This window comes from Luteimonas sp. A534 (assembly GCF_054072805.1).
On sequence record NZ_JBSVRR010000003.1, the window covers coordinates 295,196 to 322,188 of the forward strand.

Sequence of the window (26,993 nt, forward strand, 5' to 3'; positions counted from 1 at the left end):
CATGCTGCTGTCCGATCTCTCCATCCGCCGGCCCGTGTTCGCCACGGTGATGAGCCTGATGCTGATGGTGATCGGCATCATGGCGTTCTCGCGCCTGACCCTGCGCGAACTGCCGGCGATCGATCCGCCGATCGTCTCCGTCGACGTCAATTACCCCGGCGCCTCGGCGGCGGTGGTCGAGACCCGCGTCACCCAGGTGCTGGAGGACGCGCTGTCGGGCATCGAGGGCATCGAGACCCTGCAGTCGCGCAGCCGCAACGGGCGCGCGTCGGTGACCCTGGAGTTCACTCTCAACCGCGACATCGAGGCCGCCGCCAACGACGTGCGCGACGCCATCAGCGGCGTCGCCGACCGCATGCCCGACGAGGCCGATCCGCCCGAGGTGGAGAAGGCCGACAGCGATTCGGACACCATCATCTGGCTCAACATGAGCTCGGCGTCGATGGACACGCTGGAGCTGTCCGACTACGCCGACCGCTACATCGTCGACCGCCTGTCGAGCCTGGACGGCGTCGCCCAGGTCCGCATCGGCGGCCGCCAGCGCTACGCCATGCGGGTGTGGCTGGACAGCGCGGCGATGGCCGCGCGCGGCATCACCCCCAACGACATCGAGGCCGCGCTGCGCGCGGAGAACGTCGAGCTCCCCGCCGGTCGCATCGAGTCCGGCAGCCGCGACTTCACCCTGCGCGTGGAGCGCAGCTACGTCGAGCCGGCGGATTTCGAAGTGATGCCGCTGCGCAAGGGCGACGACGGCTACGTGGTGCGCCTGGGCGACGTCGCCGACATCGAGCTGGCATCCGCCGAGCGCCGCGCCTACTACCACAGCAACGGCCAGCCGAACATCGGCTTGGGCATCGTCAAGACCTCGACCGCGAATGCGCTCGACGTCACGCGCTCCGCACGGGCGGCGGCCGTGGAGATCCAGAAGTCGCTGCCCGAGGGCACCGACATCTTCGTCGCCTACGACGACACGGTGTTCATCGAGGAATCGATCAAGCGCGTGTACTGGACGCTGGCAGAGGCCATCGCCCTGGTGCTGATCGTGATCTGGCTGTTCCTGGGCAGTTTCCGCGCCGCGCTGATCCCGGCGGTGACGGTGCCGGTGTGCCTGCTGGCGGCCTTCATCCCGCTGTTGCTGTTCGGCTACTCGATCAACCTGCTGACGCTGCTGGCGCTGGTGTTGGCGATCGGCCTGGTGGTGGACGACGCCATCGTGGTGCTGGAAAACATCCAGCGTCGCGTCGACCTCGGCGAGCCGCGGCTGGTGGCCTCGGTGCGCGGCACGAAGCAGGTGGCCTTCGCGGTGATCGCGACCACGACCGTGCTGGTGGCCGTGTTCCTGCCCGTCGGTTTCATGGAAGGCAATACCGGTCGCCTGTTCCGCGAACTTTCGGTGGCGCTGGCCGGCGCGGTGGCGCTGTCGGCGTTCGTCGCGCTGACGCTGACGCCGATGATGGCCTCGAAGATGGTGCGCCCGCAGACCGAGGAGAAGTCGAACCCGGTGAACCGCTGGTTCAACGCGCGCCTGGCGTCGGTGACCGCGGGCTACGGGCGCAGCCTGCAGTGGATGGCCGGGCTGCGTTCGCGGCAGGTGTTCGGTGGCGTGATGCTGGTGATGCTGGCCTGCCTGGCGGCGGCCTGGGGCCTGTCGCGGCTGGTGCCCTCCGAGCTTGCGCCGGCCGAGGACCGCGGCTCGTTCTTCGTGTCCATCGTCGGCCCGGAGGGCGCGGGCTACGACTACACGGTGGAGCAGGTGCGCGAGGTGGAGAAGGTGTTCGCCGCGCGCGTGGCCGAGGACGGCTCTGCGATCCGCCGCTACAACACGCGTGCGCCGGGCGGCTGGGGCGCGAGCGAGGAAATGCACACCGGCAACGTGATCGTGTTCCTGGAGGACTGGGACAAGCGCGAGCAGAGCACGGCCGAAGTCGCCGAGTCGCTGCGCGCCGAGCTCGACACGCTCAGCGGCGTGCAGGCGCAGCCGCGCGTGGGCGGCGGCCTGGTCGGCAGCCGCGGGCAGCCGATCCAGATGGTGCTGGGTGGCCCCGAGTACGAGGAGATCGCGGCGTGGCGCGATGTCGTCATGCAGCGCATGGAGGCGCATCCCGGTTTCTTCTCGGTCGACTCCGACTACAAGGAAACCCGGCCGCAGATGCGCGTGGTGATCGACCGTGTGCGCGCCGCCGACCTCGGCGTGAGCGTCACCGACATCGGCCGCGCGCTGGAAACGATGATGGGCAGCCGCCGCGTCACCACCTTCGTGCAGGACGGCGAGGAGTACGACGTGCTGGTGCAGGCCGGGCGCTCGGGCCGCGCCGAGCCCGCGGACCTCGCTGCGATCGAAGTGCGCGCGCGCAGCGGCGAGCTGGTGCCGCTGTCGAACCTGGTCACCCTGAGCGAGCTTGCCGAAGCCGGCAGCCTCAACCGCTTCAACCGCATGCGCGCGATCACCATCAGCGCCGGCCTCGCCCCCGGCTACCCGATGGGCGATGCGCTCGCCTTCCTCGACGACCTGGTGCGCACCGAGCTGCCCGATTACGCCCAGGTCGCCTGGAAGGGCGAGTCGCGCGAGTTCCAGAAGGCCGGTGGCGCCGTGCTGCTGACCTTCACCCTGGCGCTGCTGGTGGTTTACCTGGTGATGGCGGCGCAGTTCGAGAGCTTCATCCATCCCTTCGTGATCATGCTGACGGTGCCCCTGGGCGTACTCGGCGCGCTGATCGGACTCGCACTGACAGGAGGCACGCTGAATCTCTTCAGCCAGATCGGCGTGGTGATGCTGGTGGGGCTGGCGGCGAAGAACGGCATCCTGATCGTCGAGTTCGCCAACCAGCTGCGCGACGAGGGGCGCAACGTGGCCCAGGCCATCGTCGAGTCGTCCACGGTGCGCCTGCGGCCGATCCTGATGACCTCGATCGCGACCGCGGCGGGCGCCCTGCCGCTGGTGCTGGCGGGCGGGCCGGGCTCGGCCAGCCGCGCCACCATCGGCGTGGTGGTGATCGCGGGCGTGGCCTTCTCGACCCTGCTGTCGCTGTTCGTGGTGCCGGCGTTCTACACCCTGCTGGCGCCGTTCACGCGCTCGCCCGAGGCCGTGGCCCATGAGCTCGCGCGCCAGCAGCGCGAGGTTCCGAGCGTGGGCGGCCACGCCTGAGGCGCTCCGCCCCGCGGGCGGCTGTGCATCCGGAGGGGTTGCGTCGCGCAGCCCCTTCGCGTTTGTGTCCCGATCGTGGAGAATCGGGACGGTTCCGGCCCGGGCAACGCGGCGCCGGTGCATCGACGTCGTCCATCCCGGAGCCAGCCTTTGGAACAGATCCTCGATTTCATCAACGCCATCATCTGGAGCAAGGGGCTGATCGCGCTCTGTCTCGGTGCGGGCCTGTGGTTCTCCTTCCGCACGCGCTTCATGCAGGTGCGCGGTATCGTCGAAATGACGCGCCTGACCTTCAGCGGCCAGAAGTCGGATGCGGGCGTGTCCTCGTTCCAGGCGCTGTCGCTGTCGATGGCCGGGCGCATCGGCATCGGCAACATCGCCGGCGTGGCCACCGCGATCGCATTCGGCGGTCCCGGCGCGATCTTCTGGATGTGGGTGATGGGCTTCCTTGGCGCATCGACCTCGTACATCGAGTGTTCGCTGGCGCAGATCTACAAGGAAAAGGACAACGAGGGCCGCTATCGCGGCGGTCCGGCGTACTACATCGAGAAGGGCCTGGGCCTGAAGTGGTATGCGGTCGCATTCGCGGTGGCCACGCTGCTCGCTGCCGGCCTGTTGATGCCAGGCGTGCAGGCCAATGCCATCGCCGACGGCATCGCCAATGCCTGCCAGGGCGGCGCGCTGTGCGGTGACCTCGGCGGCCAGTGGATGGGCATGCCCGCACGCGACGCGCTGAAGCTCGGCGTGGGCGTGGTGGTGGCCTGCCTGTTGGCGATGATCATCTTCGGCGGCGTGAAGCGCATCGCGGCCTTCGCCGAGCTGGTGGTGCCGTTCATGGCGATCGCATACATCTGCACCGCCGTGTTCGTGATGGTCGTGAACTACGAGTTCGTGCCGGACATGTTCCGCATCATCTTCAGCAGCGCCTTCGGCATGCACGCCGGCTTCGGCGCGATGCTCGGCCTGGCGGTGGAGTGGGGCGTGCGCCGCGGCGTCTACGCCAACGAGGCCGGACAGGGCACTGGTCCGCATGCGGCCGCGGCGGCCGAGGTCTCGCACCCGGCCAAGCAGGGCTATGTGCAGGCCTGGGCGATCTACTTCGACACCATGCTGATCTGCACCTCGACCGCGTTCCTGGTGCTGGCCACCGGCATGTACAACGTGCAGTTGCCCGACGGCACGCTGGTGCACGAGGCCCTGCCCGGCATCGAGGCCGGCGCCGGCTTCGTGCAGAACGGCATCGACACCGTGCTGCCGGGCTGGGGCTCGGGCTTCGTGGCGCTGGCGCTGTTCTTCTTCGCGTTCACCACGATCATGGCCTATTACTACATGGCCGAAACCAACCTCACCTACCTCAACGGCCACAAGACGCGGCCTTTGGCCACGACGCTGCTGCGCCTGGCGATCATCGGCATGGTCGTCTTCGGCGCGTACCACAACGCGAAGACGGCATGGGCGCTGGGTGACATCGGCGTGGGCCTGATGGCCTGGCTCAACATCGTCGCGCTGTTCCTGCTGCAGAAGCCGGCGCTGGCGGCGCTGCGCGACTACGAAGTGCAGAAGAAGGCCGGCAAGGAGCCGGTCTTCGATCCGGAGGCGCTGGGCATCCGCAACGCGACCTTCTGGATGCGGAAGAAGTAGGGATGGCAAAGGCCGGCGCTGCCGATGAGATCCGCCTGCACGGCTTCAACGCCGTGCAGGCCGTGTTTGCGCGCCGCCCGACGGCGATCCGCAAGCTGTACCTGGCGCAGGCGCTGATCCCGCGCCTGCAGCCACTGCTGAAGTGGTGCGTCGCAAACCGCGTCGGCTACCGCGTGGTGGAGGAAGACGACCTGCGCAAGCTGGCGGCCAGCAGCCATCACGAGGGCGTGGTCGCCGACGTGCTGCGCGAGGCACCGGTGGCGCTCACCACGTGGCTGGACGACCTGGGCGAAGGCCCGGCCTGCGCGCTGTGGCTGGATGGCGTCGGCAACCCGCACAACCTCGGCGCGATCCTGCGCTCGGCGGCGAACTTCGGCGCCTCGGTGCTGCTGCCCAAGCATTCGCCGCTGCAGCTGTCGGGCGCGGCGGCACGCGTTGCCGAGGGCGGCGCGGAAGCCGTGCCGCTGGTGCGCCTGGGGCGCGAGGACAACGCCATCGCCCAGCTGCGCGGTGCCGGCTTCGCGCTGGCGGCGACGCTGGTGCGCAGCGGCGACGACGCCTTCGCCGTGCCGCTTCCGCAGCGTCTGGTCTTTGTGCTCGGCCACGAAGGCGAAGGCATGTCGCCGGCGCTTGCCGACGCCTGCGACCTGCGCATGTCGATCCCGGGCACCGGCGCCGTGGAAAGCCTCAACGTCGCCGCCGCCACCGCAGTGCTCCTCGCCCGCTGGTGGCAGTCCGTCGCCAACGCGCCCTAGGCGGCTGGCGGGGAAAGCCTTTTGCCACGGATTTACGCGGATAACACGGATCCGGCCGAAGCCAGGGCCGGCACAACGCCATGCACCCAGCGCTTTTTCCTTATGGCTCCCTGCACCACTCTTGCCTCGGCTAGATCCGTGTTATCCGCGTAAATCCGTGGCAAAAAAGCTCTTGCTCCATGTTGGCGAACCGAGCTGACGCGGCTTTGCCGCGGTGAAGTGTCAGGGAGCTGCGACCGGGGCGCTGCCGAAGTCGCCTTCCGCCTCGGCCGCCAGCCAGGCGAACACGGCATAGGCCGCCGCGTTCTGCGCCAGCGCGGCCGGGTCGATCTTGTCGAGGGTGTCGTCGGGCGTGTGGTGGAGGTCGAAATAGTCGCTGCCGTCCTGGCCAAGCCAGGCCCAGGCCGCGCCCTTGCCCGTGATCGGGATGAGATCGGGACCCGGGCCGCCCGCGTCGGAGCGTTCTATTCCCAGCGGCGCCAGCGCCTCGGCAATGCGCGCTTCAGCGGCGTCGGCATGCGCGGGCGCGCTGGTGTTGAAGGCATAGATGCGCCCGGCGCCGAAATCGCTCTCGGCCACGATCTGGTGGCGGGTGATGTCGGCGGCGTGCGCGTCGGCGTAGGCGTAGCCACCGTGCAGCCCCTGTTCCTCGTTGGCGAAGGCGACCACGCGGAGGCTGCGCGCCGGGCGGCGCTCGAGGGCGGCGACATGCACCGCCGCGGCCATGGTGATGCCGATGCCAGCGGCGTCGTCGACGGCGCCGGTACCCAGATCCCAGGAGTCGAGGTGGGCGCCGAGCAGCACCACTTCGTCCGGGCGGCTGGCGCCGGTCATCTCGCCGATCACGTTCTGCGAGGTGTATTCGCCGTCCCAGCCACTGTCCAGGGCCAGGCCCATCCGCACCGGCCCGCGCTGAAGCAGTCGGGCGAGCTGGTCGGCATCGGGTACGGCAAGTGCGGCGGACGGCACCGGCTGCAGGCCCTCGTCGAAGCGGGTGATGCCGGTGTGCGGATTGCGGTGCGAGTCGGTGCCGGCCGAACGCATGACGAATCCCGCGGCGCCGGCGCGGATCGCCTCCGACGGTCCGCGGCTGCGCACGCGCGAGCCCGGGCCGTAGCCGCTGCCGTCGCGTGCGCGCTCCATCCGGTAGTCGACGAAGGCGATCTTCCCGACCAGCGAGCCCGCGGACGCGGCTTCGAGCGCGGCGAGGTCGGCGAAGCGGACCACTTCGGCTTCCACGATGCCGCCGGGGCTGCCCCCCAGCGCGGTCAAGGCCAGCGGCTGCGCGTGGGCCCCAAGGACTTCAGCGCTTTCGCTGCGCCGGACCCACTTCGGGAAGGTGACGGGCTCGGTCCAGACGCGGTCGAACCCGAGCTCGGCGAACTTGGCCTTTGCCCATTCCACTGCGCGTGCATCGGCCTCGCTGCCGGCCAGGCGCGGGCCGACCTCGGTGGTGAGCGACTCGGTGATGTCCCAGGCCAGGCTGCTGGCCAGCGCGGTGTCGCGCAGACCCGCGACAAGGGCCATGGCTTCGTCCGGGATGCGGGTTTCAGCGCGGGGCGGCGTGGCGTCCACGGCAGCATCAGCGGCAGTGGCGGGGAAGGTGGCGGCGGCGATGGCCGCGGCGAGCAACATCGGGACCAGGCGCATGGCGCTCCGCTGCAAAAAGGACGGGGCCGCGAGCTTAGCAACTCGCGACCCCGTGCCAATGTGCGACAAGTCCCCCCTGCGGGCGGCGCGCTACTTCTTCAGCGAATCGCGGATCTCGCGCAGCAGCAGGACGTCTTCCGACGGCGCTTCCGGAACCGGCGCTTCCTCCGGCTTGCGGTTGAGGCGGTTGATCGCCTTGACCACCATGAAGATCGCGAAGGCGACGATGGTGAACTGGATCAGCGCATTGATGAACTCGCCGTAGCCGATCACCACCGCGGGTACGGCCTCGCCGGCGGCGTCCACCGTCGCTGCCTTCAGGGTGATGACAAGTTCGGAGAAGTCGACCCCGCCGATCAGCAGGCCGATCGGCGGCATGATCACGTTGTCCACCAGCACCGTCACGATCCTGCCGAAGGCCGCGCCGATAACCACGCCAACCGCGAGGTCGATGACGTTGCCGCGCATCGCGAATTCCTTGAACTCACTCATCATTCCCATCGCGGATCTCCCTGGTTGGCGGTGGTGGCGTGCCTAGCCTACACGCGGCGGCGCGATCCGGCAGCGCAGCACGATGGCATCGCCCAGGCGCGCTTCGCACATGTCGCCGGGCGACAGGGCGGCGACGCCCGCGGGGGTGCCCATGAACACCAGGTCGCCCGCGCGCAGTGCATAGAGCCTGGACAGTTCGTGGAGGATGTCGGGCACGTCCCAGATCAGGCCCGACAGCGGGGCGGCCTGGCGCTCCTGGCCGTTCACGGCCAGCGACAGGCGCAGCGGCGCCAGTGCGCCAATATCGGCGGCGGGCACCAACTCGCTCAGCGGTGCCGATTCGTCGAAGCCCTTGCCCGTGTCCCAGGGCAGGCCGGCCTTCTTCGCCGCGGCCTGCAGGTCGCGACGGGTCAGGTCGAGGCCGACGCCGTAGGCGAAGACCAGTGACTGCGCCGCATCCCGGTCCAGCACGCCGTCGGGCGCGTCGCGGCCCAGCGCCACCACCAGTTCCACTTCGTGGTGCAGGTCGGCGGTGGCGGGCGGGTAGTGCACCGTGCCTCCGGTCACCACGGCGTCGCCCGGCTTCATGAAGAACACGGGCGTGCCGCGCTCGGCCTTCGATGCCGGCGCCTGCGCGCCCATTTCGCGCGCATGGTCGGCGAAGTTGCGGCCCACGCAGTACACGCGGCGCACGGGAAAGCTGCCGCCGCCGCGGACCGGCACGCGGACGGGCGCCGGCGCGGGGATCACGTCGGACATGGAGTGCTCCAGGGAAGGTGTCGCAGGGGGCTCAGTAGGGCAGCGTGTGCACCGGCTTGTCGACGACGCGGTACTCGGCGTCGACCACGTTGCCGGCGCGCACCTGCGGCTTGGCGCGCCCGCCCAGCAGGCGGCGCGCGAGGCCGGCGGCGAGCATCGCCGTGCCGACCACCACGCCGACCACCAGCAGCACGCCCAGCAGCGCCAGCCCGAGCAGGCCGACGGCCAGGCGCAGGAGCGGATGCCGGGGCTTGCGCGGCGCGAACATGGCGCCGAACTGGCTGGCATCGAAGCGAGCGTGGGCGTGGCGGAAAGTGCGGTTGATCATGCGGAAGTGCCAGAATGTGAAGCATTGGTGATGGCACGAGTATCGGACCGATGGCCGCAAAAGATGTAAGTGAAGCGTTAACCGGACCGGCCGAGACGGCGCTGGTGGCGCTGGACGACCTGCCTCCGGGTGGCTTCACTGAAGGCGAGGGGCTGGTGGATGGCAGCGCGGAATCGATCATCGTCCATCGCGATTCCGCCGGATCCGTACGCGCCTGGCTCAACGTCTGCCCGCACGCCGGCCGTCGCCTGGACTGGGCACCGGGCCGCTTCCTGGTATCGAAGGAAGGATCCCTGGTATGCGCGGTGCACGGCGCCAGCTTCGAGACCGTGGGTGGCGTGTGCGAAGCCGGCCCCTGTCGCGGCGAGTCGCTGCACGCGGTGGCGATCGAGGTGCGCGACGGAATGGTCTGGCTGGCCTGAGTCAGAAGATCATGTTCACCATCGCCACCACCACCAGCAGGTAGGCGATCGACAGCGCCGAACCCACCCGCCAGAGATCGCGTGACGAATAGTCGGCGGGGCCGGTGACCATCGAGACCACCGGGTTCGACGAGGTGACCAGGTTGTTCGAGGCCGCCAGCGCCACGATGAGCGCGAACGACGTGGGGTCGCCGCCGGCCGCCAGCGCCAGGTTGATCGCCAGCGGCACCATCACGATGGTCGCGCCGACGTGGCTGATCACCAGCGAGAACGTGGCGGTGAGCGCGGCCACGGTGAACTGGATCACCCACACCGGCAGGCCGTCGGGCAGCTCCTCGATGGTGTGGCCGGCGATCCAGGCGGCGGCGCCGCTGGTGTCCATCGCCCAGCCCAGCGGGATCAGGCAGGCCATCAGGAACACGGTCTTCCAGCTGATCGCCGAATAGGCCTCGTCCATCTTCAGCACGCCGCAGACCAGCATGCCGGCGACGCCGGTCATCAGCGCGATCGAGGTCGGCAGGTCCGAGCCCAGCGCGACCAGGATCGTGACCGCGAAGATCGCCATCGCGACCTTGAACTTGTGCGGCCGCTGCTCGCCCTTGGGGAAGTCGGTGACCACCACGAAGTCGCGGTTGGCCGCCGTCAGCGCCAGGTCCTGCCAGATGCTGTGCAGCACCAGCATGTCGCCGGCGCGCAGCGGCAGGTTGCGGATGTCGTCGCGCAGCACTTCCTTGTCGCGGTTCACGGCCAGCAGGCTGATGCTGTAGTTCTTGCGCAGGGCGAGCTCGGCCGAGGTCTTGCCGATGAACTTCGAGGTCGGCGGCACCACGGCTTCGGAGATGCCCGCGCGGCTGGGGTTGAACAGGTCGCCGAACTCGCGCAGCCGGCTCGACATCCGCAGCATGTTGTTCTGCGCGAAGTCCGCCACCTGCTGGCGATCGCCCATGGCGCCGATCACGCTGCCGACCCAGATGCGGGCGTCGGCCGGCGGCGCCAGGCGTGAATCGTTGCCGGTCTTCAGCGCCAGCAGCAGCGGCGCGCCGTGCAGGTTCTCGGCTTCGCCCAATGCCATGCCCACCAGCGGGCTGTCGGCGCTGACGGTGAGTTCGAACACATCGCCCTCGATGCCGTAGGCGCGCGCGAAATAGCTCTGGGTGCGGGCCGGGGTCACGCTGCCGTCGCTCTCGCCGCCCCGGCCGAGCAGCCTGTCGCCGAAGAAGTGGAAGTAGGCCAGCGCGATCACCAGCAGGGTGAGGCCGATCGGCAGCGGCGCGAACATCGGCAGCGGCTCGAGCGTGGCCACGCCGGACGGCAGGTTGGCGTTGGCGGCGACCAGCAGGTCGTTGAGCAGGATCAGCGGCGAGTTGCCGACCATGGTCAGCGAGCCGCCCATGATGATCGCGGCGCAGATCGGGAGCAGGAAGCGCGACAGCCGCAGGCCGGTGCGCGAGGCCAGGCGCGAGGCCACCGGCAGGTACAGCGCCATCACCGACGGGTTCTGCATGAACGACGAGTTGAGGCCGGCGATCGCCGAGGTGTAGAGCAGCAGCCGTTTCTCCTGGCCCCTGGAGCGCCGCAGCAGCCACGCGGCCAGGCGGTTGAGCGCGCCGGTCCGGTCCAGGCCGGTGCCGAGGATCATGGTGGCGATGATGCTGATCACCGCGTTCGACGAGAAGCCGCTGAAGATGTCCTCGGAGGCCACCAGGCCGGTCAGGCCCAGCACCACCAGCACCACCAGGGCCACGAGGTCGGCGCGTACGCGCTCGAACAGGAACAGCACCATCACCAGCGCCACCAGCCCGAGGACGAGCTTCATGTCGGTGGTGAGGGCAAGCGTGTCCATGTGCTGCGTCTAGTCCCCGGTCCTGTCGTAGAGCAGGTCCCACACCCCGTGGCCCAGGCGCTGGCCGCGGCTTTCGAAGTGCGTCTGTGGCCGCCACTCCGGTCGTGGAACGTGGCCGCGCTCCCCGGCGCGGTTGCGGAGTCCTTCCGTCGCGTCGAGCACATCCCACATCTGCTCCGCATAGTCCTGCCAATCGGTGGCGAGGTGCAAGCGGCCATCGGGCGCAAGCTTGCGCACCAGCAGCGTGGCGAAGGCGTTGCTCACCAGCCGTCGCTTGTTGTGGCGTTTCTTGTGCCAGGGATCGGGGAAGTAGATGCGGACTTCGTCGAGGCTGCCATCGGCGATCTCGTTCTCCAGCACTTCCACGGCATCGTGGTGATAGAGGCGGACGTGTTCGTTGCCATCCTCGGCCAGTGCGTTGAGCAGGCGGCCGACGCCCGGTGCATGCACTTCGATGCCGATGTGATCACGCGCGTGGTCGCGCGCGACGGAATAGCGCAGTGCCTCGCCGTTGCCGAAGCCGATCTCGAGGATCCGCGGCGCGCTGCGGCCGAACACTGCGTCGAAGTCGCGCGGTTTGCCGGCATAGTCCAGCCCGAAGCGCGGCCACAGCGCGTCAAAGGCACGCTGCTGCGCGGGCGTGAAGCGGCCCTGGCGCAGCACGAAGCTGCGCACGCGGCGATGGCCGTCCTCGATGGTGAAGGGCTTGGGTGGTGCCTTCGATCCAGGACTGGAGAACGGGTCGGTCACGAGCGCTGCGTCATCAGCCGACGAGGCCGTCGACCGGCGACGACGCGCTGGCGTAGCGCTTGCGCGGGATGCGGCCGGCGCGGAAGGCGGCGCGGCCGGCTTCGACCGCGAGCTTCATCGCGTGCGCCATCAGCACCGGTTCGCGCGCGCCTGCGATCGCGGTGTTCATCAGCACGCCGTCGCAGCCGAGCTCCATCGCGATGGCGGCGTCGGACGCAGTGCCCACGCCGGCGTCGACGATGATCGGCACGCGGGCGTTGTCGACGATCTCCAGCAGGCTCCACTTGTTCTGGATGCCCAGGCCGGAGCCGATCGGCGCGGCCAGCGGCATCACCGCCACGCAGCCGATTTCTTCCAGCTGCTTGGCCAGGATCGGGTCGTCGGAGGTGTAGACCATGACGTCGAAGCCCTCGGCCACCAGCAGCTCGGCGGCCTTGAGGGTCTGCACCACGTCCGGATACAGGGTCTTCCTGTCCCCCAGCACCTCCAGCTTGACCAGCGTGCGGCCGTCGAGCAGCTCGCGGGCCAGGCGCAGGGTGCGCACGGCCTCTTCGGCGGTGTAGCAGCCGGCGGTGTTGGGCAGGATGGTGTAGCGGTCCGGCGGCAGGACGTCGAGCAGGTTGGGCTCGCCCGGGTCCTGGCCGATGTTGGTGCGGCGGATGGCCACGGTGACGATCTCGGCGCCCGCGGCCTCGGTGGCCAGGCGGGTTTCCTCGAGATCCTTGAACTTGCCGGTGCCGGTGAGCAGGCGCGAGCGGAAGGGCGTGCCGGCGATGACGAGCGCGTCGTCGCCGTGGGTGGGTTGGCTGTTCATTGCGCCATTATTGCGCAAGCTTCGCCTTTCAGCCGCCTCCCAGGGCGTGCACGATCTCGATCCGGTCGCCGTCCTTCAGCGCGTGTTCGGCATGCTGGCTGCGCGGCACGATGGCGCCGTTGACCTCCACCGCTACTTTGCGCCCGGCCAGCTCCCTGGATTCAAGCAGGGCGAGGATGGTGCAGGGGCCGGGCAGGGCCTGCGGCTCGCCGTTGAGGATGATGTCCATGGCGTCATTGTCGCCCGCCGGGGGCGTGATTGCATGTCGCATGGCCCGGACTTGCCGCAGTGCACATTGAGCGCGCGGGCCGTGCCGTGGAACGATGGACGGTCACTGTCGGGCATCAGCGCCACGACAGCCCCCCGCAAGGAGCCCTCGATGTCGAAGTCCCGCACCGTCCGTACCGTACTTGCCGCCGCGCTCGCGCTGGCCGTGCTTCCCGTCGCCGCCAACGACCAGCCGTTCTCGCAGACGGTGTTCTTCGGCGATAGCCTGACGGATGCCGGCTACTTCAGGCCGCTGCTGCCTCCGGAGGTGCAGGGCGTCACCGGCCAGTTCACGACCAACCCCGGGCTGGTGTGGGCGCAGTGGCTGGCACAGTTCTACGGCACCGATTCCAGCCCCAACGGCAACGGCCAGGTCGGTGACAACCATGCCGCCGGCGGTGCCCGCAACGGCGTCGACGTCACCGGTGCGCTCGGTTTCACGCCTTCGCTGGCGACGCAGGCCACGCGCTACCTCGCCGCCAACGGCGGCCGGGCCGACCCCGACGCGCTGTACACGGTCTGGGGCGGTGCGAACGACCTGTTCGCCGTCGCGGCCGATCCGGGCAACGCCCAGGCGATCATCGGCGGCGCAGTGGCGGCGCAGGTGGGCATCATCGGCAGCCTGCAGGCCGCGGGCGCGCGCTACGTCCTCGTCCCCAACATCCCCGACCTCGGCCTGACCCCGGCGCAGGTCGCCCAGGGTCCGGGCGCGCAGGCGCAGGCCACGGCGCTGGCCGCCATGTACAACGACGCCCTGTTCGGCACCCTGGCCGCCACCGGCCTGAGCGTGATCCCGGTGGACACCTTCAGCTTCCTGCGCGAAGTGGCCGCGAATCCGGCGGCGTTCGGCATCAGCAACACCACCGGCACCGCCTGCATGCCGCAGATCACCGCGCAGTCGCTGACCTGCAACCCGACCAGCCTGGTCAGCCCCGACGCGCCGCAGACCTACCTCTTCGCCGACGGCGTGCATCCGGCCAGCAGCGCCCATCGCGCGCTGGCCGACCTGGCCGTGGCCGCGATCGAGGGTCCGCGGCAGATGGCGGTGCTGCCGCATTCCGCCGCCGGCACCGGCCGCAACCGCGCCGCGCGCGTGGGCGCCCAGCTGGCCGGCCGTGGCGATGCCTCCGGTTCACGCTGGTGGGCCGACGCGCGCGGCGATTTCCAGCGCTACGACCACGGCGATCACTACGATGGCGTCGGCCCGACGCTGACCGTCGGCATGGACTGGGGCGACAGCGGCCTGGCCTACGGTGGCTTCCTCGGCTACGGCGAGCAGGGCAACGACTGGGGCAAGCGCCGCGGCAACTGGGACCAGACCGAACTGTCGATCGGCGGTTACCTCGGCTGGACCGGCGAATCGGGCGCGTGGGCCAACGGACAGCTCAGCTACACCAGCATCGATTTCGACATCGAGCGCCAGGTCCCGCTGGGCCAGGTGCTGCGCACCCACAGCGGCTCCACCGATGGCAGCAACGTCACGCTGGCGGTGCAGGGCGGCTGGGACTTCGGCGAGGGCGCGCTGCGCCACGGCCCGGTGTTGGGCGTGGTCGCGCAGCGCATCGAGGTCGACGGCTTCAATGAAAGCGATCCGACGCTGTCGACCTCGCTGGCCTACCTCGACCAGGAGTTCGACTCCACCGTCGGCAGCGCCGGGTGGCAGCTGGCCTACACCATCCATGACCACCTGGCGCCGTATGCGCGCATCACCATGGACCGGGAGTTCGAGGACGAGGCTGAGCAGGCCTTCGCCCGCTCGCAGTCGATCGCGGGTTCGCTGCCCTATGCCGTGCCCGGCGTGGAGTACGACCAGTCCTGGGTGACGCTGACCTTCGGTGCGCGCACGCAGCTGTTCGGCATGGATGCCAACATCGGTGCCAGCGTCAACAACGGCCAGAAGGGCGGCAAGCACGCCATGGTGTTCGCCAGCGTCGGCGCCGGTTTCTGAGCGGCCCGGCGCCGCGCGGGTGGTCCCGCGCGGCGTTGCCAAGTCCGGCGGCCAGGTCCTAGACTGGCCGCCTCGTGCGGGCGTAGCTCAATGGCAGAGCTGTTGCTTCCCAAGCAACTGACGAGGGTTCGATTCCCTTCGCCCGCTCCAGCTCACGACCTGGTCCTTGGCCGTCGGGCGTGCTGCCGGCAGCCGCCCGGGCATGCGTCTGGTAATGGGATTCATTATCATCTGCTGCCCAGACCCGAGGAGTTCCCCATGAAGTTTCCGACCGCGCTGCTTGCCGGCGCCCTGTTTGTGTTGTCCCTGCCGTCCATCGCGCAGGCCGATGAGCGCCCCGCCCACTTCAAGGGCGAGGCTTCGCCCACGCTGGACGCGGCGATCACCAACCTCGGCGAGTACAACGCGCAGCTCGCAGGGATCCTCGCCAAGGACGAACTCGGTCCGGAGGACACCGCGAAGATCCACGAGCTGACCTACACGCTCGAGAACGCGCTGGCGAAGATCAAGTCCGAAGTCGAGGACCTGGAAGAAACCCTCGAAGACGTGCACGTGGCGTCCGAGCGCTACGAGGTCGATACCGTGAAGACGCAGGGCCGCAAGTACCTCGAGGGTGCGGCGCAGCTGACCCGCTGACGTCACACGCACTGCGCGCATCGGTCTCCACGCTGTTCCAACCGCAATCCCCACCGCGCAGGCGCCCATGAAGCTCGCGATCCTTTCGCGCAACAGCAAGCTGTACTCCACGCGCCGGCTGGTCGAGGCGGCGCGGCAGCGAGGGCACACCGTCCGCGTGCTCGACCCGCTGCGCTGCTACATGCGCATCGGCAAGGACGGTTTCGCGCTGCACTACAAGGGCCAGTCGCTGGCCGGTTTCGGCGCCGTGATCCCGCGCATCGGCGCCTCGATCAACCGCTACGGCAACGCCGTGCTGCACCAGTTCGAGCTGATGGGCTGCCATACGCCCAACCCGTCGGCGGCGATCATGTCCGCGCGCGACAAGCTGCGCTGCCACCAGCTGCTGGCGGCGCAGGGCATCGACATGCCGGTGACCGTATTCGGCGACAACCCCGACGACACCGATGACCTGCTGGCGATGCTCGGCGAGCCCCCGCACGTGATCAAGCTCACCGAGGGCAGCCAGGGGCGCGGGGTGATGCTGACCGAAAAACCCTCGGCCTCGCGCGGCGTGGTCGACGCGCTGCGCGGGCTGTACGCGACTTTCCTGCTGCAGGAGTTCATCGCCGAAGCCGGCGGCGCCGACCTGCGCTGCCTGGTGGTCGGCGACGAAGTCGTGGCGGCGATGCGCCGGCAGGCACCGGAAGGCGACTTCCGGGCCAACCTGCACCGGGGCGGGAGTGCCGAGGGCGTGCAGCTGGATGCGCCGGAGGTGGAAATCGCGGTTCGCGCAGCCCGGGCCCTGGGCCTGGGCGTGGCGGGAGTGGACCTGGTGTCGTCCGCGCGCGGCCCGCTGGTGCTCGAGGTCAACGCATCGCCTGGCTTGGAGGGCATCGAACGTTCCACCGGTGTCGACGTTGCCGGCCGGATCATCGACTTCGTTGCGGCAGGCGCAACCGGAGCCGGGATGCCGTCGCGCAAACGTGTGAGACGTGGTTCCGGAATGAAAGTTTAACGCTGCGTTTAACGCCTCTTTAATCGATCCGCGGGTAGCGTGGCCCGACCGAAATCCCTTAGTGCGTCATCGGATCTCTCCTGTCGTCAGTGGTGGATTGCGGCATCGGGGCAATACTTTTCGGCCCGGGCATTTGCCCGGGCCTTTTTCTGCGCGCGCCGCCATCGCGCCGGGCATGCGGCACCGTGTGCAAGAATCGGCCGCGGCGGAACGCGCGCGCCGCGCAGCGGTCCAACACCGACCCATCCATAGGACCCACGCATGCGCATCCTCGTGATCGAAGACAACCAGGACATCGCCGCCAACATCGGCGACTACCTGGAAGAACGTGGCCATACGGTCGACTTCGCCGCGGACGGTGTCACCGGCCTGCACCTGGCGGTGGTCCACGATTTCGATGCCGTGGTGCTCGACCTCAACCTGCCGGGCATGGACGGGCTGGAGGTCTGCCGCAAGCTGCGCAACGAGGCGCGCAAGCAGACCCCGGTGCTGATGCTCACCGCCCGCGACAGCCTCGACAGCAAGCTCGCCGGCTTCGACTCCGGCGCCGACGACTACCTGATCAAGCCCTTCGCGCTGCAGGAGGTCGAGGTCCGGCTCAACGCGCTGGCGCGCCGCGGCAAGGGCGTGCAGACGCGCGTGCTGGAAGTCGCCGACCTGGAATACAACCTCGATACCCTGGAAGTGCGCCGCGCCGGCAAGCTGGTGCAGCTCAACCCCACGGCGCTCAAGATCCTGCAGTCGCTGATGGAAGCCTCGCCGGCGGTGGTCACCCGGCAGGAGCTCGAGACCCGGGTCTGGGGCGAGGAACTGCCCGATTCGGACAGCCTGCGCGTGCATATCCACGGCCTGCGCGCGGTGATCGACAAGCCCTTCCCGACCCTGCTGGTGCAGACCCGCCATGGCATCGGCTACCGGATCGCCGCACCCGATGTCGCAAGCTGAGGGCGGCGCTCCGGCGCCATTGGTCTCCGGCCGGCGGCGTTATCGGCGCCGGCTGCGCACCCGCATCATCCTGTCGTTCGCGCTGCTCGGGCTCGGGTTGACGGCAATGTTCGCGATCGCGGCGGCCTTTGTGGGCGCGGTGGTCGAGGACCAGGCGGTCGGCGCGGTACTGAAGGAGAACCTCGACGACTACGCCGAGAATTTCTACCGCGACCAGTCCGCCCAGCTGTCGCCGCTGGGCAGCGTGCGCGCCTATGTCTTCGGGCCGGACAAGTGGCACAACGCACAGCCGGACTGGATCGAGCTCGAGTCGGGCGTCTACAACATGAACGGCGTCGAGGACGGCGAGCCGTTCGTCTACCGCCTCGTGGTGAAGAAGGACCCCGAGTACTGGTTCTTCGTCGCCCAGGACATGACCAGCACCGCCGAGGTGCGCGACCGCATCAAGCTGATCCTGATCGCCGCGGTGGTGCTGTTCACCCTGCTCGCCGGCGTGATCGGCTGGTGGTCGGCGGCACGCGTGATGCGGCCGGTGTCGGAGCTGGCGAACCTTCTCGGCTCGTCCGGCAGCAATGCCGGCCCCGGGATGCTGGCACCCCATTTCCCCGACGACGAAGTCGGCGAGCTCGCCACCGCGCTCGACGACTATGCCGCGCGCCTGACCGAAGTGGTGCAGCGCGACCGCGAGTTCAACGCCGACGTCAGCCACGAGCTGCGCACGCCGCTGGCGGTGGTCAAGGGCGCGGTCGAGCTGCTGCTCAGCCGGCCCGACCTGGACGACAAGACCGTCGCGCGCCTGCAGCGCATCCAGCGCGCCGAGCAGCAGTGCACGGACCTGATCAGCGCGCTGCTGCTGCTGTCTCGCGCCGAACGTGGCCACGGCAACACCGACGTCTGCCGCGTCGCCGAGCAGTTGCTGGACGCCCACCGCGCACAGATCGGCGGCAAGGCGCTGGAACTGCGCATGGAAGGCGAGGCGGGGACGCTGGTGGTGGATGCGCCCGAGGCGGCCGTGTCGGTCGCGCTGGGCAACCTGATCGGCAACGCGGTGAAGTACACCACCGCCGGCGAGGTCGTGGTCCGCCTGCACGACCGCGCCGTGGACGTGATCGACTCCGGGCCGGGCCTGAGCCCCGAGGACGCCGCGCACCTGTTCCAGCGCGGCTATCGCGGCAGCCACGCCGAGCACACCCACGGCGGCGGCATCGGCCTCTCCATCGTGCGCCGCCTGTGCCGGCTGTATGACTGGCAGGTGCGGGTGGTGCCGGGCGAGGAGCGCGGCGTGGTGGCGACGCTGCGCTTCGACGTGGATCCGGCGGAGGCGGGTTGAGGCTTACGCCTGCACCGGCTCCAGCCAGCCGTAGTGGTCCGGCGTACTGCCTTCGAACAGTCCGAAGAACAGTTCCTGCAGGCGCAGGGTGACCGGACCGGCCTTGCCGCTGCCGACCTGGCGGCCGTCGACCGAGCGGATCGGCGTGATCTCGGCGGCGGTGCCGCACATGAAGAGTTCGTCGCACAGGTACAGGTATTCGCGCGGCAGGTCGCGTTCGACCACGGTGATGCCGGCGTCGCGCGCCAGGCGGATGATCGAGTCGCGGGTGATGCCATTGAGCAGCGCCGCGCTGACCGGAGTGGTGTGCAGCGCGCCGTCGAAGACCAGGAAGAGGTTCTCGCCTGCGCCTTCGCTGAGCAGGCCCGTGGACGCCAGCGCGATGCCTTCGCCGAAGCCCAGTCGCCGCGCCTCGCGCGCGATCAGCTGGCCGGACAGGTAGTTGCCGCCGGCCTTGGCGCCGGCCGGGATGGTGTTGGGCGCGACCCGCTGCCAGCTCGACACGCAGGCGTCGATGCCTTCGGTGAGCGCGCCTTCGCCCAGGTATGGCCCCATGTGCCAGGTGGCCACGGCGACGTCGACCGGGGTGTCCGCGCTGAGCCCGAAACCGCCGAGGCCGCGCCACGCGACGGGGCGCAGGTAGGCCTGCTGGAATCCGTTCCTGCGCAGGACTTCGTGGCACGCGGCGTTGAGCTCTTCGAGCGTGTAGGGGATCGCCATGTCGTAGATGTGCGCCGAGGCGAACAGGCGGCGGTTGTGGTCCTGCAGCCGGAAGATCGCGCTGCCCTGCGGCGTCGCGTAGGCACGGATGCCTTCGAACACGGAAGAGCCGTAGTGCAGGCCGTGCGACATCACGTGCGTGGTGGCGTCGGCCCAGGGCTTGATGCCGCCGTTGTGCCAGATCCATTCCGGGTACTGCATGGCGCTGCTCCGCTGTGTGGAAGGCCCATTGTGCCGCAGGCCGGAGTCTGGCCCGCAGTGCTCAGAGCGTGATCCACCAGCAGTCCATGTGCCGACGCAGGCCGAAGGTCGTGCTGGACGGCGTGATGCCGTCGGCCAGTGCCTGGTCGATGCGCAGCGCCACCGGTCGCCGTGGCGAGGGCGGCGTGGCCGGCATCGCTGCGCTGCCGTCGAGGGCCGCCAGCGGTGCGGGCTCCGCCGATGCGACCACTGCCTCGGCGGGGCGCAGTGCGGAAATGTTGAGCAGCGGACGCCGGGCGATCGCATCCAGGCGTTCGATCACCGCATAGCCATTGCTGTGCGACATCCCCACCCAGTGGTAGCTGCGCGCAAGCCGGTTGGTGTCGCCGGCGTCGATCGCCGCGGTGACTTCGAACACCAGGTCCTGCAGTCGCCTTGAACAGCCGCCGCGATAGCGCAGCGCGGCGGCACTACCGCTGCCCTCGGTGCGCGGCCGGTTCTCCACCGCGCCCAGGGATTCGCAGCTGCGGTCGGTGTACACCGCGCCGCCATCGGGCGTGGTGCAGCGCCGGACCTGGGCGGCGGCAGGCGAGGGCAGGGCCGCGGCGATCGCCACGGCCGACAGCAGTGCGCCGGCCAGGGCGGGGTGTCGCAGGTACGGCATGGGCTCAAGGGTACAGCGGCGGCGTGCCGCGCAGAAGCGCGCGCAGGCGGTCAGCCGAGGCGGTCGAGCACCGCGATCGTCGGCCGGGCCAGGTTGAGCGTGTAGAAATGAAGCGCCGGCGCGCCGCCGTCGATCAGGCGCTGGCACAGGCCGGCCACCACGTCCGTGCCCAGCTTGCGCACGCTGTCGGCATCGTCGCCATAGGCCGCCATGCGCTTGGTCACCCAGCGCGGGATCTCGGCGCCGCAGGCCTCGGAAAAGCGGCGCAGCTGGGTGAAGTTCGAGATCGGCATGATGCCGGGGACGATCGGCACCTCGACGCCCGCGGCGCGGGCCTCGTCGACGAAGCGGAAGTAAGCGTCGGGGTTGTAGAAGTACTGGGTGATGGCGCCGTTGGCACCGGCATCGACCTTGGCCTTGAAGTGGCGCAGGTCGGCGATGGCGTCCTCGGCCTGCGGGTGGGTTTCGGGATAGCAGGCCACTTCGATGTGGAAGTGGTCGCCGTGCGCCGAGCGGATGAAGGCGACCAGGTCGGCGGCGTGGCGGAACTCGCCGGGATGGCCCATGCCGGAGGGCAGGTCGCCGCGCAGGGCGACGATGCGGCGGCAGCCGGTGTCGCGGTAGGTCAGCAGCAGCGCGGCGATTTCATCGCGCGTGCCGCCCACGCAGGACAGGTGCGGTGCGGCCTCGAGGCCGTGCGCATCGATCAGCCCGCGCACGGTGTCGCCGGTATAGCTGAGCGTCGAGCCGCCGGCACCGAAGGTGCAGGAGACGTACTCCGGCGCGTAGGCCTTGAGCCGCGCCGCGGTGCGGTCGAGCTGCGCGCGCTGCTCCTCGTTCTTGGGCGGGTAGAACTCGAAACTGATCGGTGTCATGGCGTCCGGCAACTGGCAGGGTCGGCGGATCATATCTCTTTATCGCGATGGATGTGAATATAGGAAAGCAAAAGCGTTTGCCACGGATGACGAATCTGCGCGGATTCACGCGGACAAAGCCTTTCAGAAAAGATGTTGCCTTTGCCCTATCCGCGTTGATCCGCATAGATCCGTGGCAAAAAAGCGCTTGGACCCGGCACCCCGCCCGTCGGCGCGAAGCAAGAAGGGCGCCTTGCGGCGCCCTTCGTTTTACATGTGCTGTCGAGGACTGGCCTCAGTAGCGGTAGTGGTCGGCCTTGAACGGGCCATCCACCGACACGCCCAGGTAGTCGGCCTGGTCCTTGGTGAGCTTCGTCAGCTTCACGCCGATCTTCTCCAGGTGCAGGCGCGCGACTTCCTCGTCGAGCTTCTTCGGCAGGATGTAGACCTTGTTCTCGTACTCGTCCTTCTTCGCCCACAGGTCGATCTGCGCCAGCGTCTGGTTGGCGAACGAGTTCGACATCACGAAGCTCGGGTGGCCGGTGGCGCAGCCCAGGTTCACCAGGCGGCCCTCGGCCAGCAGGAACATCGCGTTGCCGTTCGCGAAGACGAACTTGTCGACCTGCGGCTTGATGTTGATGACCTCGACGCCGGCCACGGCCTTCAGCGCATCGACCTGGATCTCGTTGTCGAAGTGGCCGATGTTGCAGACGATGGCCTGGTCCTTCATCGCCGTCATGTGCGCGACGGTGATGATGTCCTTGTTGCCGGTGGTGGTGACGTAGATGTCGGCCTCGCCCAGCGTGTCCTCGACGGTCTTGACCTCATAGCCTTCCATCGCCGCCTGCAGGGCGCAGATCGGGTCGATCTCGGTGACGATCACGCGCGCACCGTAGGCGCGCAGCGAAGCCGCCGAACCCTTGCCGACGTCGCCATAGCCACAGACCACGGCCACCTTGCCGGCCAGCATCACGTCGAGCGCGCGCTTCAGGCCGTCGGCCAGCGACTCGCGGCAGCCGTACAGGTTGTCGAACTTCGACTTGGTGACCGAGTCGTTGACGTTGATCGCAGGCACCAGGAGCTGGCCGGCTTCGGCGAGCTGGTACAGGCGGTGCACGCCGGTGGTGGTCTCTTCGGAGACGCCCTTCCAGTCGCGGACGACGATGGTCCAGAAGCCGGGACGCTCCTTGGCGACGCGCTTGAGCAGGTTCTTGATCACCTGCTCTTCGTGGCTCGACGCCGCGCCGTTGACCCAGGATTCGTCACCCTGTTCCAGCTCGTAGCCCTTGTGGATCAGCAGCGTCACGTCGCCGCCATCGTCGACCACCATCTGCGGGCCGAGGAAGCCGCCCTTGCCGTCGGGGAAGCTCAGCGCCTCGAGCGTGCAGTCCCAGTACTCCTCCAGCGTCTCGCCCTTCCAGGCGAACACGGGGGTACCGGTGGCGGCGATCGCGGCCGCGGCGTGGTCCTGGGTCGAGAAGATGTTGCACGACGCCCAGCGCACGTCGGCGCCGATGTCCTTCAAGGTCTCGATCAGCACCGCGGTCTGGATGGTCATGTGCAGCGAGCCGGTCACGCGCACGCCCTTCAGGGGCGCTTCGGCGGCGTGCTTGCGGCGGATGGACATCAGGCCGGGCATCTCGTGCTCGGCGATGTCGATTTCCTTGCGGCCCCAGTCGGCCAGGGAAATGTCGGCGATCTTGTAATCGCCCTCGGTGGAGAAGGTCTTGACCTGTGCGTTCATGCGGAAGCTCCGGTTTCTGCTCCCTGTCCCGCTCGGGGAGAGGGTGGGGTGGGGAACCGGGCGCCGTTGGGGTGTATTCCGCCGAGCCTGGCCGTGCAGGTTCCACGGTCGCAGCGCCCCTCGGCGGAGCCGGCGATTATATCGCTTGTGCCCCGGCGCGGGGCGTACGGCCGCCGCTTCGCTGGCACGCAGCTGAACAGGTGGCGGCGCGGCTTCGCGAGGGTCTGCGCCGTGCCCGGCGGGGTAGGGCAGGATCTTCGCGGCGGGCAGGAGGCGCTCCGTTGTCGTTCCTTGACCCCATCTGCGCTGCGCTGTACGCAGCATTCCCTAGGGTGTACGGAGTCAAGTTATACCACCGCACTAATATCTGGTGGTATAACTCACCTGTTCTTGAGGAAAGCCGATGGCCCTTTACCGCGAACTCGCCGCATCCGCGCAGACGGCCTATGCCGAACTGCACGAGCTCGTGCAGGTGGCCGAGGCCACGCGCTCGCCTGCGTCGGTCACCGGCAAGGTGGCGTACAAGACCATCAAGGGCTCGCGCTACGCGTATTGGGCTTTCAAGGAGTTGGACGGGCGCAAGCGCGAGTACTACCTCGGACCGGCGGGGCCGGCGATCGACGCGATCGAGCGCGCGCGCATCGCGGGTTCGCCGACGCTGGACGCAGTGGCACGGCAAGCAGCGGCAGCGCTTGCGCACGGCTGCGTCGCAACGCCGCCAAAGCACTTCCGCATCGTGAAGCGGCTGTCGGAGTACCAGTTCTTCCGTGCCGGCGGCCTGCTGGTGGGGACACATGCCTTCCTGGCACTGGGCAACCAGCTGGGTGTCGCATGGGGCAGCGGAACGCGGACGCTTGACATGGACTTCGCCCATGCCGGCCGCGGGGGCAACATCGCCGTGGCGCTGCCGGCCGACCTGCGGGCGAATGCGCATGATGCGCTGAAATCGCTCGAACAGGGATTCCTGCCCGCGCTGGGAGGCAGCAAGGGGATGGCCAGCCTGTACGTGAGCGAGCGTGACCCCGGGCTGCGTGTCGATTTCCTGACGTCCAGCCGGCGCGGTGGGCGGAGCGATGTGCATGCACCCGACCTTGGCGTGTCACTCAGTCCGATGAAGTTCCTCGATTACCTGATGGAGCGGTCGGGGCAGGCCGTGCTGCTGGATCGTGCGGACGCCTGCCTTGTGAATCTTCCGGACCCGGCGCGCTACGGGCTGCACAAGCTGATCGTCGCGCACGAGCGCGGGCCCGCCAACCCCAAGCACGATAAGGACATCGCCCAGGCGCTGGCCTTGATCGACTGGCACCTGCAGCGCGCGCCCCATGCCCTGGCGGATGCCTGGAACGACCTTGCAGGGCGCGGCGCGGGCTGGGAAAAGCGCGCGCGCGCCTCGCTGGCATTGGCGCCGAAGGTGCATGCGGACGTTGTCGCGCGGTTCGATCGCGAGGTTGTCGCCGTGCGTTGAGTGCACGGGCCACCATGACCCTCGCCACGGTACACGCCGTGGCGTCCGGGCTAGGCTCGAGGTTCGTGTCAGGGGAGTCACCCATGCCAAAATCCGTCGCGCGGCCGCGCTTCGCACCGCTCATCCTTTTTGCAGGCCTGCTGTTCGCGACCGCCGCGCTGCAGGCCCGCGAACCCGTGGGCATACTGGCCGATTCCGATTCCGATTACCGCCTGCCCACGCCCGCCCTGCGTGCGATCGTGGACGCCCCTCAGGCACCAAGCCTGTCGCTGTCGCCCAGGCGCGACCTCATCGCCTACATGCAGGTGCCCTCGCTGCCGGGCATCGACGTCGTGGCACAACCCGAGCTCAAGCTCGCCGGCCTGCGCATCCATCCGCGCACGCATTCGGCCAGCGCCTTCAGCTTCATCGACGACCTCTGGCTGCAGGCGGTGGACGGCGGCGGCGAACGGCGCATCGAGGGCCTGCCCCGGCCGCTGGCCCTGCGCTCGATGCAGTGGTCGCCCGACCAGCGCCACATCGCCTTCAGCCACGTCGATGCCCGCGCCGGGCGCGTGGAGCTGTGGCTGGTGGATGTGGCCGCGGGGCGCGCGCGCAGGCTGCTTGAGCAGCCGCTGGGCAGCGTGGTGGGCAGCGGGTTCGACTGGTTGCCCGACAGCCGTGGCCTGATCGCCCTGCTGCGTCCGGAAGGGCAGGGGCCCGCGCCTGAGAGCGATGGCGTGCCGGCCGGCCCGAACATCCAGCAGACCAACGGCGACGGCCGCGTGCAGAGCCTGCGGACCTACCAGGACCTGCTGGGGAATGCGCACGACGCGGCGCTGTTTGCGTACTACATGACGAGCCAGCTGGCGCGCGTCGGGCTGGACGGTCGGGTGGAGCGCATCGGCGCGCCGGAGATGTACGTGGGAGCCTCGGTGTCGCCCGACGGCCGCCACCTGCTGCGGCAGCGGCTCGAACGGCCGTTCTCCTATCTGGTGCCGTATTCGCGCTTCCCGCGCCGCATCGACGTCATCGACCTCGGCGGCCGCTTGCTGCACACCGTGGCGGTGCTGCCCGTGGTCGAAGGCCTGCCGACCGGCAACGACGCCGTGGCCACCGGCGTGCGCCGTATCGGGTGGCGCGCCGATGCGCCGGCGACCCTGGTCTGGGCCGAGGCACAGGACGGCGGCGATCCCGCGCGCGAGGTCGACGTGCGCGACCGCGTGTTCGCCCACGCCGCGCCGTTCAAGGGCGAGCCGCGGGTGCTGGCCGACCTCTCGATGCGCTACGGCGGCGTGTACTGGGGCCACGATGGCCTGGCACTGCTGACCGAGTCCTGGTGGAAGACGCGCCAGCTGCGCGAATGGCGGCTTGCGCCCGGTGCATCAATCGCGCCGGCGCTGTTGCGAGAGGGCTCGTACGAAGACCGCTATGCCGATCCCGGCACGCCGGTGATGCAGATGGACGACCGCGGCTTCGCACGCCTGCTCACCACCGGCGATGGCGAAACCATCTACCGCATCGGCGCCGGCGCGTCGGCCGACGGCGACCGGCCCTTCCTCGACCGGCAGGATCTTGCCGGCGGCGTCACCGAGCGCCTGTTCCAGTCGGCGGCGCCCTGGTACGAGTCGCCGTTCGCGCTGCTTGATGCCGATGCCTCGCGCATCCTCACCACGCGCGAGTCGCCGACCGACCCGGCGAACGTGCTGTTGCGCAGGCTCGATGCGGATGCGGATGCGGATGCGGATGCGGATGCGAGTGCAGGTGCCGGTGCGGATGCCGCGCCGATCGCGTTGACGGACTTCCCGCACCCGACGCCCGAGCTGCGCGGCGTGAGCAAGGAGCAGATCCGCTACGCCCGCGCCGACGGCGTGGAGATGACCGCCGACCTCTACCTGCCGTCCGGCTATGACCCCGCGCGCGACGGCCCGCTGCCGATGCTGATGTGGGCCTATCCGCGCGAGTTCAAATCCGCCGATGCCGCCAGCCAGGTGCGCGGCTCGCCCTACCGCTTCAACCGCATCAGCTACTGGGGTCCGCTGGCCTACCTGGCACAGGGCTACGCCGTGCTCGACGGTCCGACCATGCCGATCATCGGCGAGGGCGACGCCGAACCCAACGACACCTACGTTGCCCAGCTGGTGGCGAGCGCGCAGGCGGCGGTGGACGAGGTGGTGAAGCGCGGCGTGGCCGATCGCGACCGCATCGCGATCGGCGGCCACTCCTACGGCGCGTTCATGACCGCGAACCTGCTCGCGCATTCGGACCTGTTCCGCGCCGGCATCGCGCGCAGCGGCGCCTACAACCGCTCGCTGACGCCCTTCGGCTTCCAGGCCGAGGAGCGCAACTACTGGCAGGCCACCGACACCTACCACGCGATGTCGCCCTTCGACCACGCCGACCGCATCAACGAGCCGGTGCTGCTGATCCATGGTGAGGAAGACAACAACTCCGGCACCTTCCCGATGCAGAGCGAGCGCATGTTCGCCGCGATCAAGGGCCTGGGCGGCACCGCACGCCTGGTGATGCTGCCCAACGAGTCGCATGGCTACCGCGCGCGCGAGTCGATCCTGCACATGCTGGCGGAGACGCACGCGTGGTTGGACGAGCACGTCCGGGAGGCGCCGGCCCGCTGAACGCAGGC

General features: G+C 69.2%; 23 protein-coding genes, 1 tRNA gene and 1 riboswitch. Of the genes, 12 read left to right on the forward strand and 12 right to left on the reverse strand.

What is annotated here, in order from left to right:
- Position 1: 1 nt before the first annotated feature.
- The 3 genes from ACW5F0_RS09570 to ACW5F0_RS09580 all read left to right on the forward strand — a co-directional run bounded on the left by ACW5F0_RS09570 (position 2) and on the right by ACW5F0_RS09580 (position 5,541).
- A complete protein-coding gene (locus ACW5F0_RS09570; protein ID WP_456963706.1) occupies positions 2-3,145 on the forward strand; it encodes an efflux RND transporter permease subunit in 3,144 nt (1,047 codons plus the stop codon).
- Between the two features lie 150 nt (positions 3,146-3,295).
- A complete protein-coding gene (locus ACW5F0_RS09575) occupies positions 3,296-4,786 on the forward strand; it encodes an alanine/glycine:cation symporter family protein (protein ID WP_456963707.1) in 1,491 nt (496 codons plus the stop codon).
- Between the two features lie 2 nt (positions 4,787-4,788).
- Positions 4,789-5,541 (forward strand): TrmH family RNA methyltransferase, encoded by a 753-nt coding sequence (locus ACW5F0_RS09580; RefSeq protein WP_456999628.1) that lies wholly within the window; start codon positions 4,789-4,791, stop codon positions 5,539-5,541.
- Positions 5,542-5,763: 222 nt separating this feature from the next.
- Here the strand turns inward: ACW5F0_RS09580 and ACW5F0_RS09585 are convergent, their stop codons facing one another.
- The 4 genes from ACW5F0_RS09585 to ACW5F0_RS09600 form a co-directional block, all read right to left on the reverse strand.
- On the reverse strand, positions 5,764-7,191 hold the full coding sequence (locus ACW5F0_RS09585; protein ID WP_456999629.1) for a M28 family peptidase: 1,428 nt from the start codon (positions 7,189-7,191) through the stop codon (positions 5,764-5,766).
- Between the two features lie 90 nt (positions 7,192-7,281).
- On the reverse strand, positions 7,282-7,692 hold the full coding sequence (gene mscL, locus ACW5F0_RS09590) for a large-conductance mechanosensitive channel protein MscL (protein WP_456999630.1): 411 nt from the start codon (positions 7,690-7,692) through the stop codon (positions 7,282-7,284).
- 33 nt (positions 7,693-7,725) lie between these two features.
- Positions 7,726-8,442 (reverse strand): fumarylacetoacetate hydrolase family protein, encoded by a 717-nt coding sequence (locus ACW5F0_RS09595; protein WP_456963711.1) that lies wholly within the window; start codon positions 8,440-8,442, stop codon positions 7,726-7,728.
- Positions 8,443-8,473: 31 nt separating this feature from the next.
- Positions 8,474-8,770 carry a hypothetical protein gene (locus tag ACW5F0_RS09600; protein WP_456963713.1) on the reverse strand — a complete coding sequence of 99 codons (297 nt, stop codon included), beginning with the start codon at positions 8,768-8,770 and terminating at the stop codon, positions 8,474-8,476.
- Between the two features lie 50 nt (positions 8,771-8,820).
- Between ACW5F0_RS09600 and ACW5F0_RS09605 the strand changes: the two genes are divergently transcribed.
- The gene (locus tag ACW5F0_RS09605; protein ID WP_456963714.1) at positions 8,821-9,192 is read left to right on the forward strand and encodes a Rieske (2Fe-2S) protein; all 372 of its coding nucleotides are present in this window, start codon (positions 8,821-8,823) and stop codon (positions 9,190-9,192) included.
- A gap of 1 nt (position 9,193) precedes the next feature.
- Here ACW5F0_RS09605 and ACW5F0_RS09610 read toward each other — a convergent pair whose 3' ends face one another.
- Genes ACW5F0_RS09610 through thiS form a run of 4 tightly spaced genes read right to left on the reverse strand, consistent with a single transcriptional unit; the run spans position 9,194 to position 12,828 of the window.
- Positions 9,194-11,035 carry an SLC13 family permease gene (locus tag ACW5F0_RS09610; RefSeq protein WP_456963715.1) on the reverse strand — a complete coding sequence of 614 codons (1,842 nt, stop codon included), beginning with the start codon at positions 11,033-11,035 and terminating at the stop codon, positions 9,194-9,196.
- Between the two features lie 9 nt (positions 11,036-11,044).
- On the reverse strand, positions 11,045-11,785 hold the full coding sequence (trmB, locus tag ACW5F0_RS09615; protein ID WP_456963716.1) for a tRNA (guanosine(46)-N7)-methyltransferase TrmB: 741 nt from the start codon (positions 11,783-11,785) through the stop codon (positions 11,045-11,047).
- 13 nt (positions 11,786-11,798) lie between these two features.
- The gene (locus ACW5F0_RS09620) at positions 11,799-12,599 is read right to left on the reverse strand and encodes a thiazole synthase (RefSeq protein WP_456963717.1); all 801 of its coding nucleotides are present in this window, start codon (positions 12,597-12,599) and stop codon (positions 11,799-11,801) included.
- Positions 12,600-12,627: 28 nt separating this feature from the next.
- A complete protein-coding gene (gene thiS, locus ACW5F0_RS09625) occupies positions 12,628-12,828 on the reverse strand; it encodes a sulfur carrier protein ThiS (RefSeq protein ID WP_456965202.1) in 201 nt (66 codons plus the stop codon).
- A gap of 150 nt (positions 12,829-12,978) precedes the next feature.
- On the opposite strand from thiS, the gene ACW5F0_RS09630 reads away from it, so the two are divergent.
- The 6 genes from ACW5F0_RS09630 to ACW5F0_RS09655 all read left to right on the forward strand — a co-directional run bounded on the left by ACW5F0_RS09630 (position 12,979) and on the right by ACW5F0_RS09655 (position 18,722).
- Positions 12,979-14,814: an autotransporter domain-containing protein gene (locus ACW5F0_RS09630; RefSeq protein WP_456999631.1), complete on the forward strand. Its 1,836-nt coding sequence runs from the start codon at positions 12,979-12,981 to the stop codon at positions 14,812-14,814.
- A 76-nt stretch (positions 14,815-14,890) separates the two neighbouring features.
- Positions 14,891-14,964, forward strand: a tRNA-Gly gene (locus tag ACW5F0_RS09635).
- A gap of 108 nt (positions 14,965-15,072) precedes the next feature.
- Entirely contained in the window at positions 15,073-15,450 is a 378-nt protein-coding gene (locus tag ACW5F0_RS09640) for a DUF6746 family protein (RefSeq protein WP_456999632.1), read from the forward strand.
- A 67-nt stretch (positions 15,451-15,517) separates the two neighbouring features.
- Entirely contained in the window at positions 15,518-16,447 is a 930-nt protein-coding gene (rimK, locus tag ACW5F0_RS09645; protein ID WP_456999633.1) for a 30S ribosomal protein S6--L-glutamate ligase, read from the forward strand.
- 261 nt (positions 16,448-16,708) lie between these two features.
- A complete protein-coding gene (locus tag ACW5F0_RS09650; protein ID WP_456963721.1) occupies positions 16,709-17,392 on the forward strand; it encodes a response regulator transcription factor in 684 nt (227 codons plus the stop codon).
- On the forward strand, positions 17,379-18,722 hold the full coding sequence (locus tag ACW5F0_RS09655; RefSeq protein ID WP_456963722.1) for a sensor histidine kinase: 1,344 nt from the start codon (positions 17,379-17,381) through the stop codon (positions 18,720-18,722). The genes ACW5F0_RS09650 and ACW5F0_RS09655 overlap by 14 nt, the downstream gene beginning before the upstream one ends.
- A 3-nt stretch (positions 18,723-18,725) precedes the next feature.
- Here the strand turns inward: ACW5F0_RS09655 and ACW5F0_RS09660 are convergent, their stop codons facing one another.
- From ACW5F0_RS09660 to ahcY, 4 genes are all read right to left on the reverse strand, one after another.
- Positions 18,726-19,643: a branched-chain amino acid transaminase gene (locus ACW5F0_RS09660; RefSeq protein WP_456999634.1), complete on the reverse strand. Its 918-nt coding sequence runs from the start codon at positions 19,641-19,643 to the stop codon at positions 18,726-18,728.
- Between the two features lie 61 nt (positions 19,644-19,704).
- On the reverse strand, positions 19,705-20,307 hold the full coding sequence (locus ACW5F0_RS09665) for a hypothetical protein (protein ID WP_456963724.1): 603 nt from the start codon (positions 20,305-20,307) through the stop codon (positions 19,705-19,707).
- A 50-nt stretch (positions 20,308-20,357) separates the two neighbouring features.
- The gene (metF, locus tag ACW5F0_RS09670) at positions 20,358-21,182 is read right to left on the reverse strand and encodes a methylenetetrahydrofolate reductase [NAD(P)H] (RefSeq protein WP_456963725.1); all 825 of its coding nucleotides are present in this window, start codon (positions 21,180-21,182) and stop codon (positions 20,358-20,360) included.
- Between the two features lie 274 nt (positions 21,183-21,456).
- Complete coding sequence (gene ahcY, locus ACW5F0_RS09675) at positions 21,457-22,905, reverse strand: adenosylhomocysteinase (RefSeq protein ID WP_456963726.1); 1,449 nt, start codon at positions 22,903-22,905, stop codon at positions 21,457-21,459.
- Between the two features lie 51 nt (positions 22,906-22,956).
- A riboswitch (S-adenosyl-L-homocysteine riboswitch) is annotated at positions 22,957-23,033 on the reverse strand.
- Between the two features lie 275 nt (positions 23,034-23,308).
- Here ahcY and ACW5F0_RS09680 point away from each other — a divergent pair.
- Together ACW5F0_RS09680 and ACW5F0_RS09685 are read left to right on the forward strand one after the other, a co-directional pair.
- Positions 23,309-24,370: a GSU2403 family nucleotidyltransferase fold protein gene (locus ACW5F0_RS09680; RefSeq protein WP_456999635.1), complete on the forward strand. Its 1,062-nt coding sequence runs from the start codon at positions 23,309-23,311 to the stop codon at positions 24,368-24,370.
- An 83-nt stretch (positions 24,371-24,453) separates the two neighbouring features.
- Complete coding sequence (locus tag ACW5F0_RS09685; protein ID WP_456999636.1) at positions 24,454-26,985, forward strand: prolyl oligopeptidase family serine peptidase; 2,532 nt, start codon at positions 24,454-24,456, stop codon at positions 26,983-26,985.
- Positions 26,986-26,993: the final 8 nt, after the last annotated feature.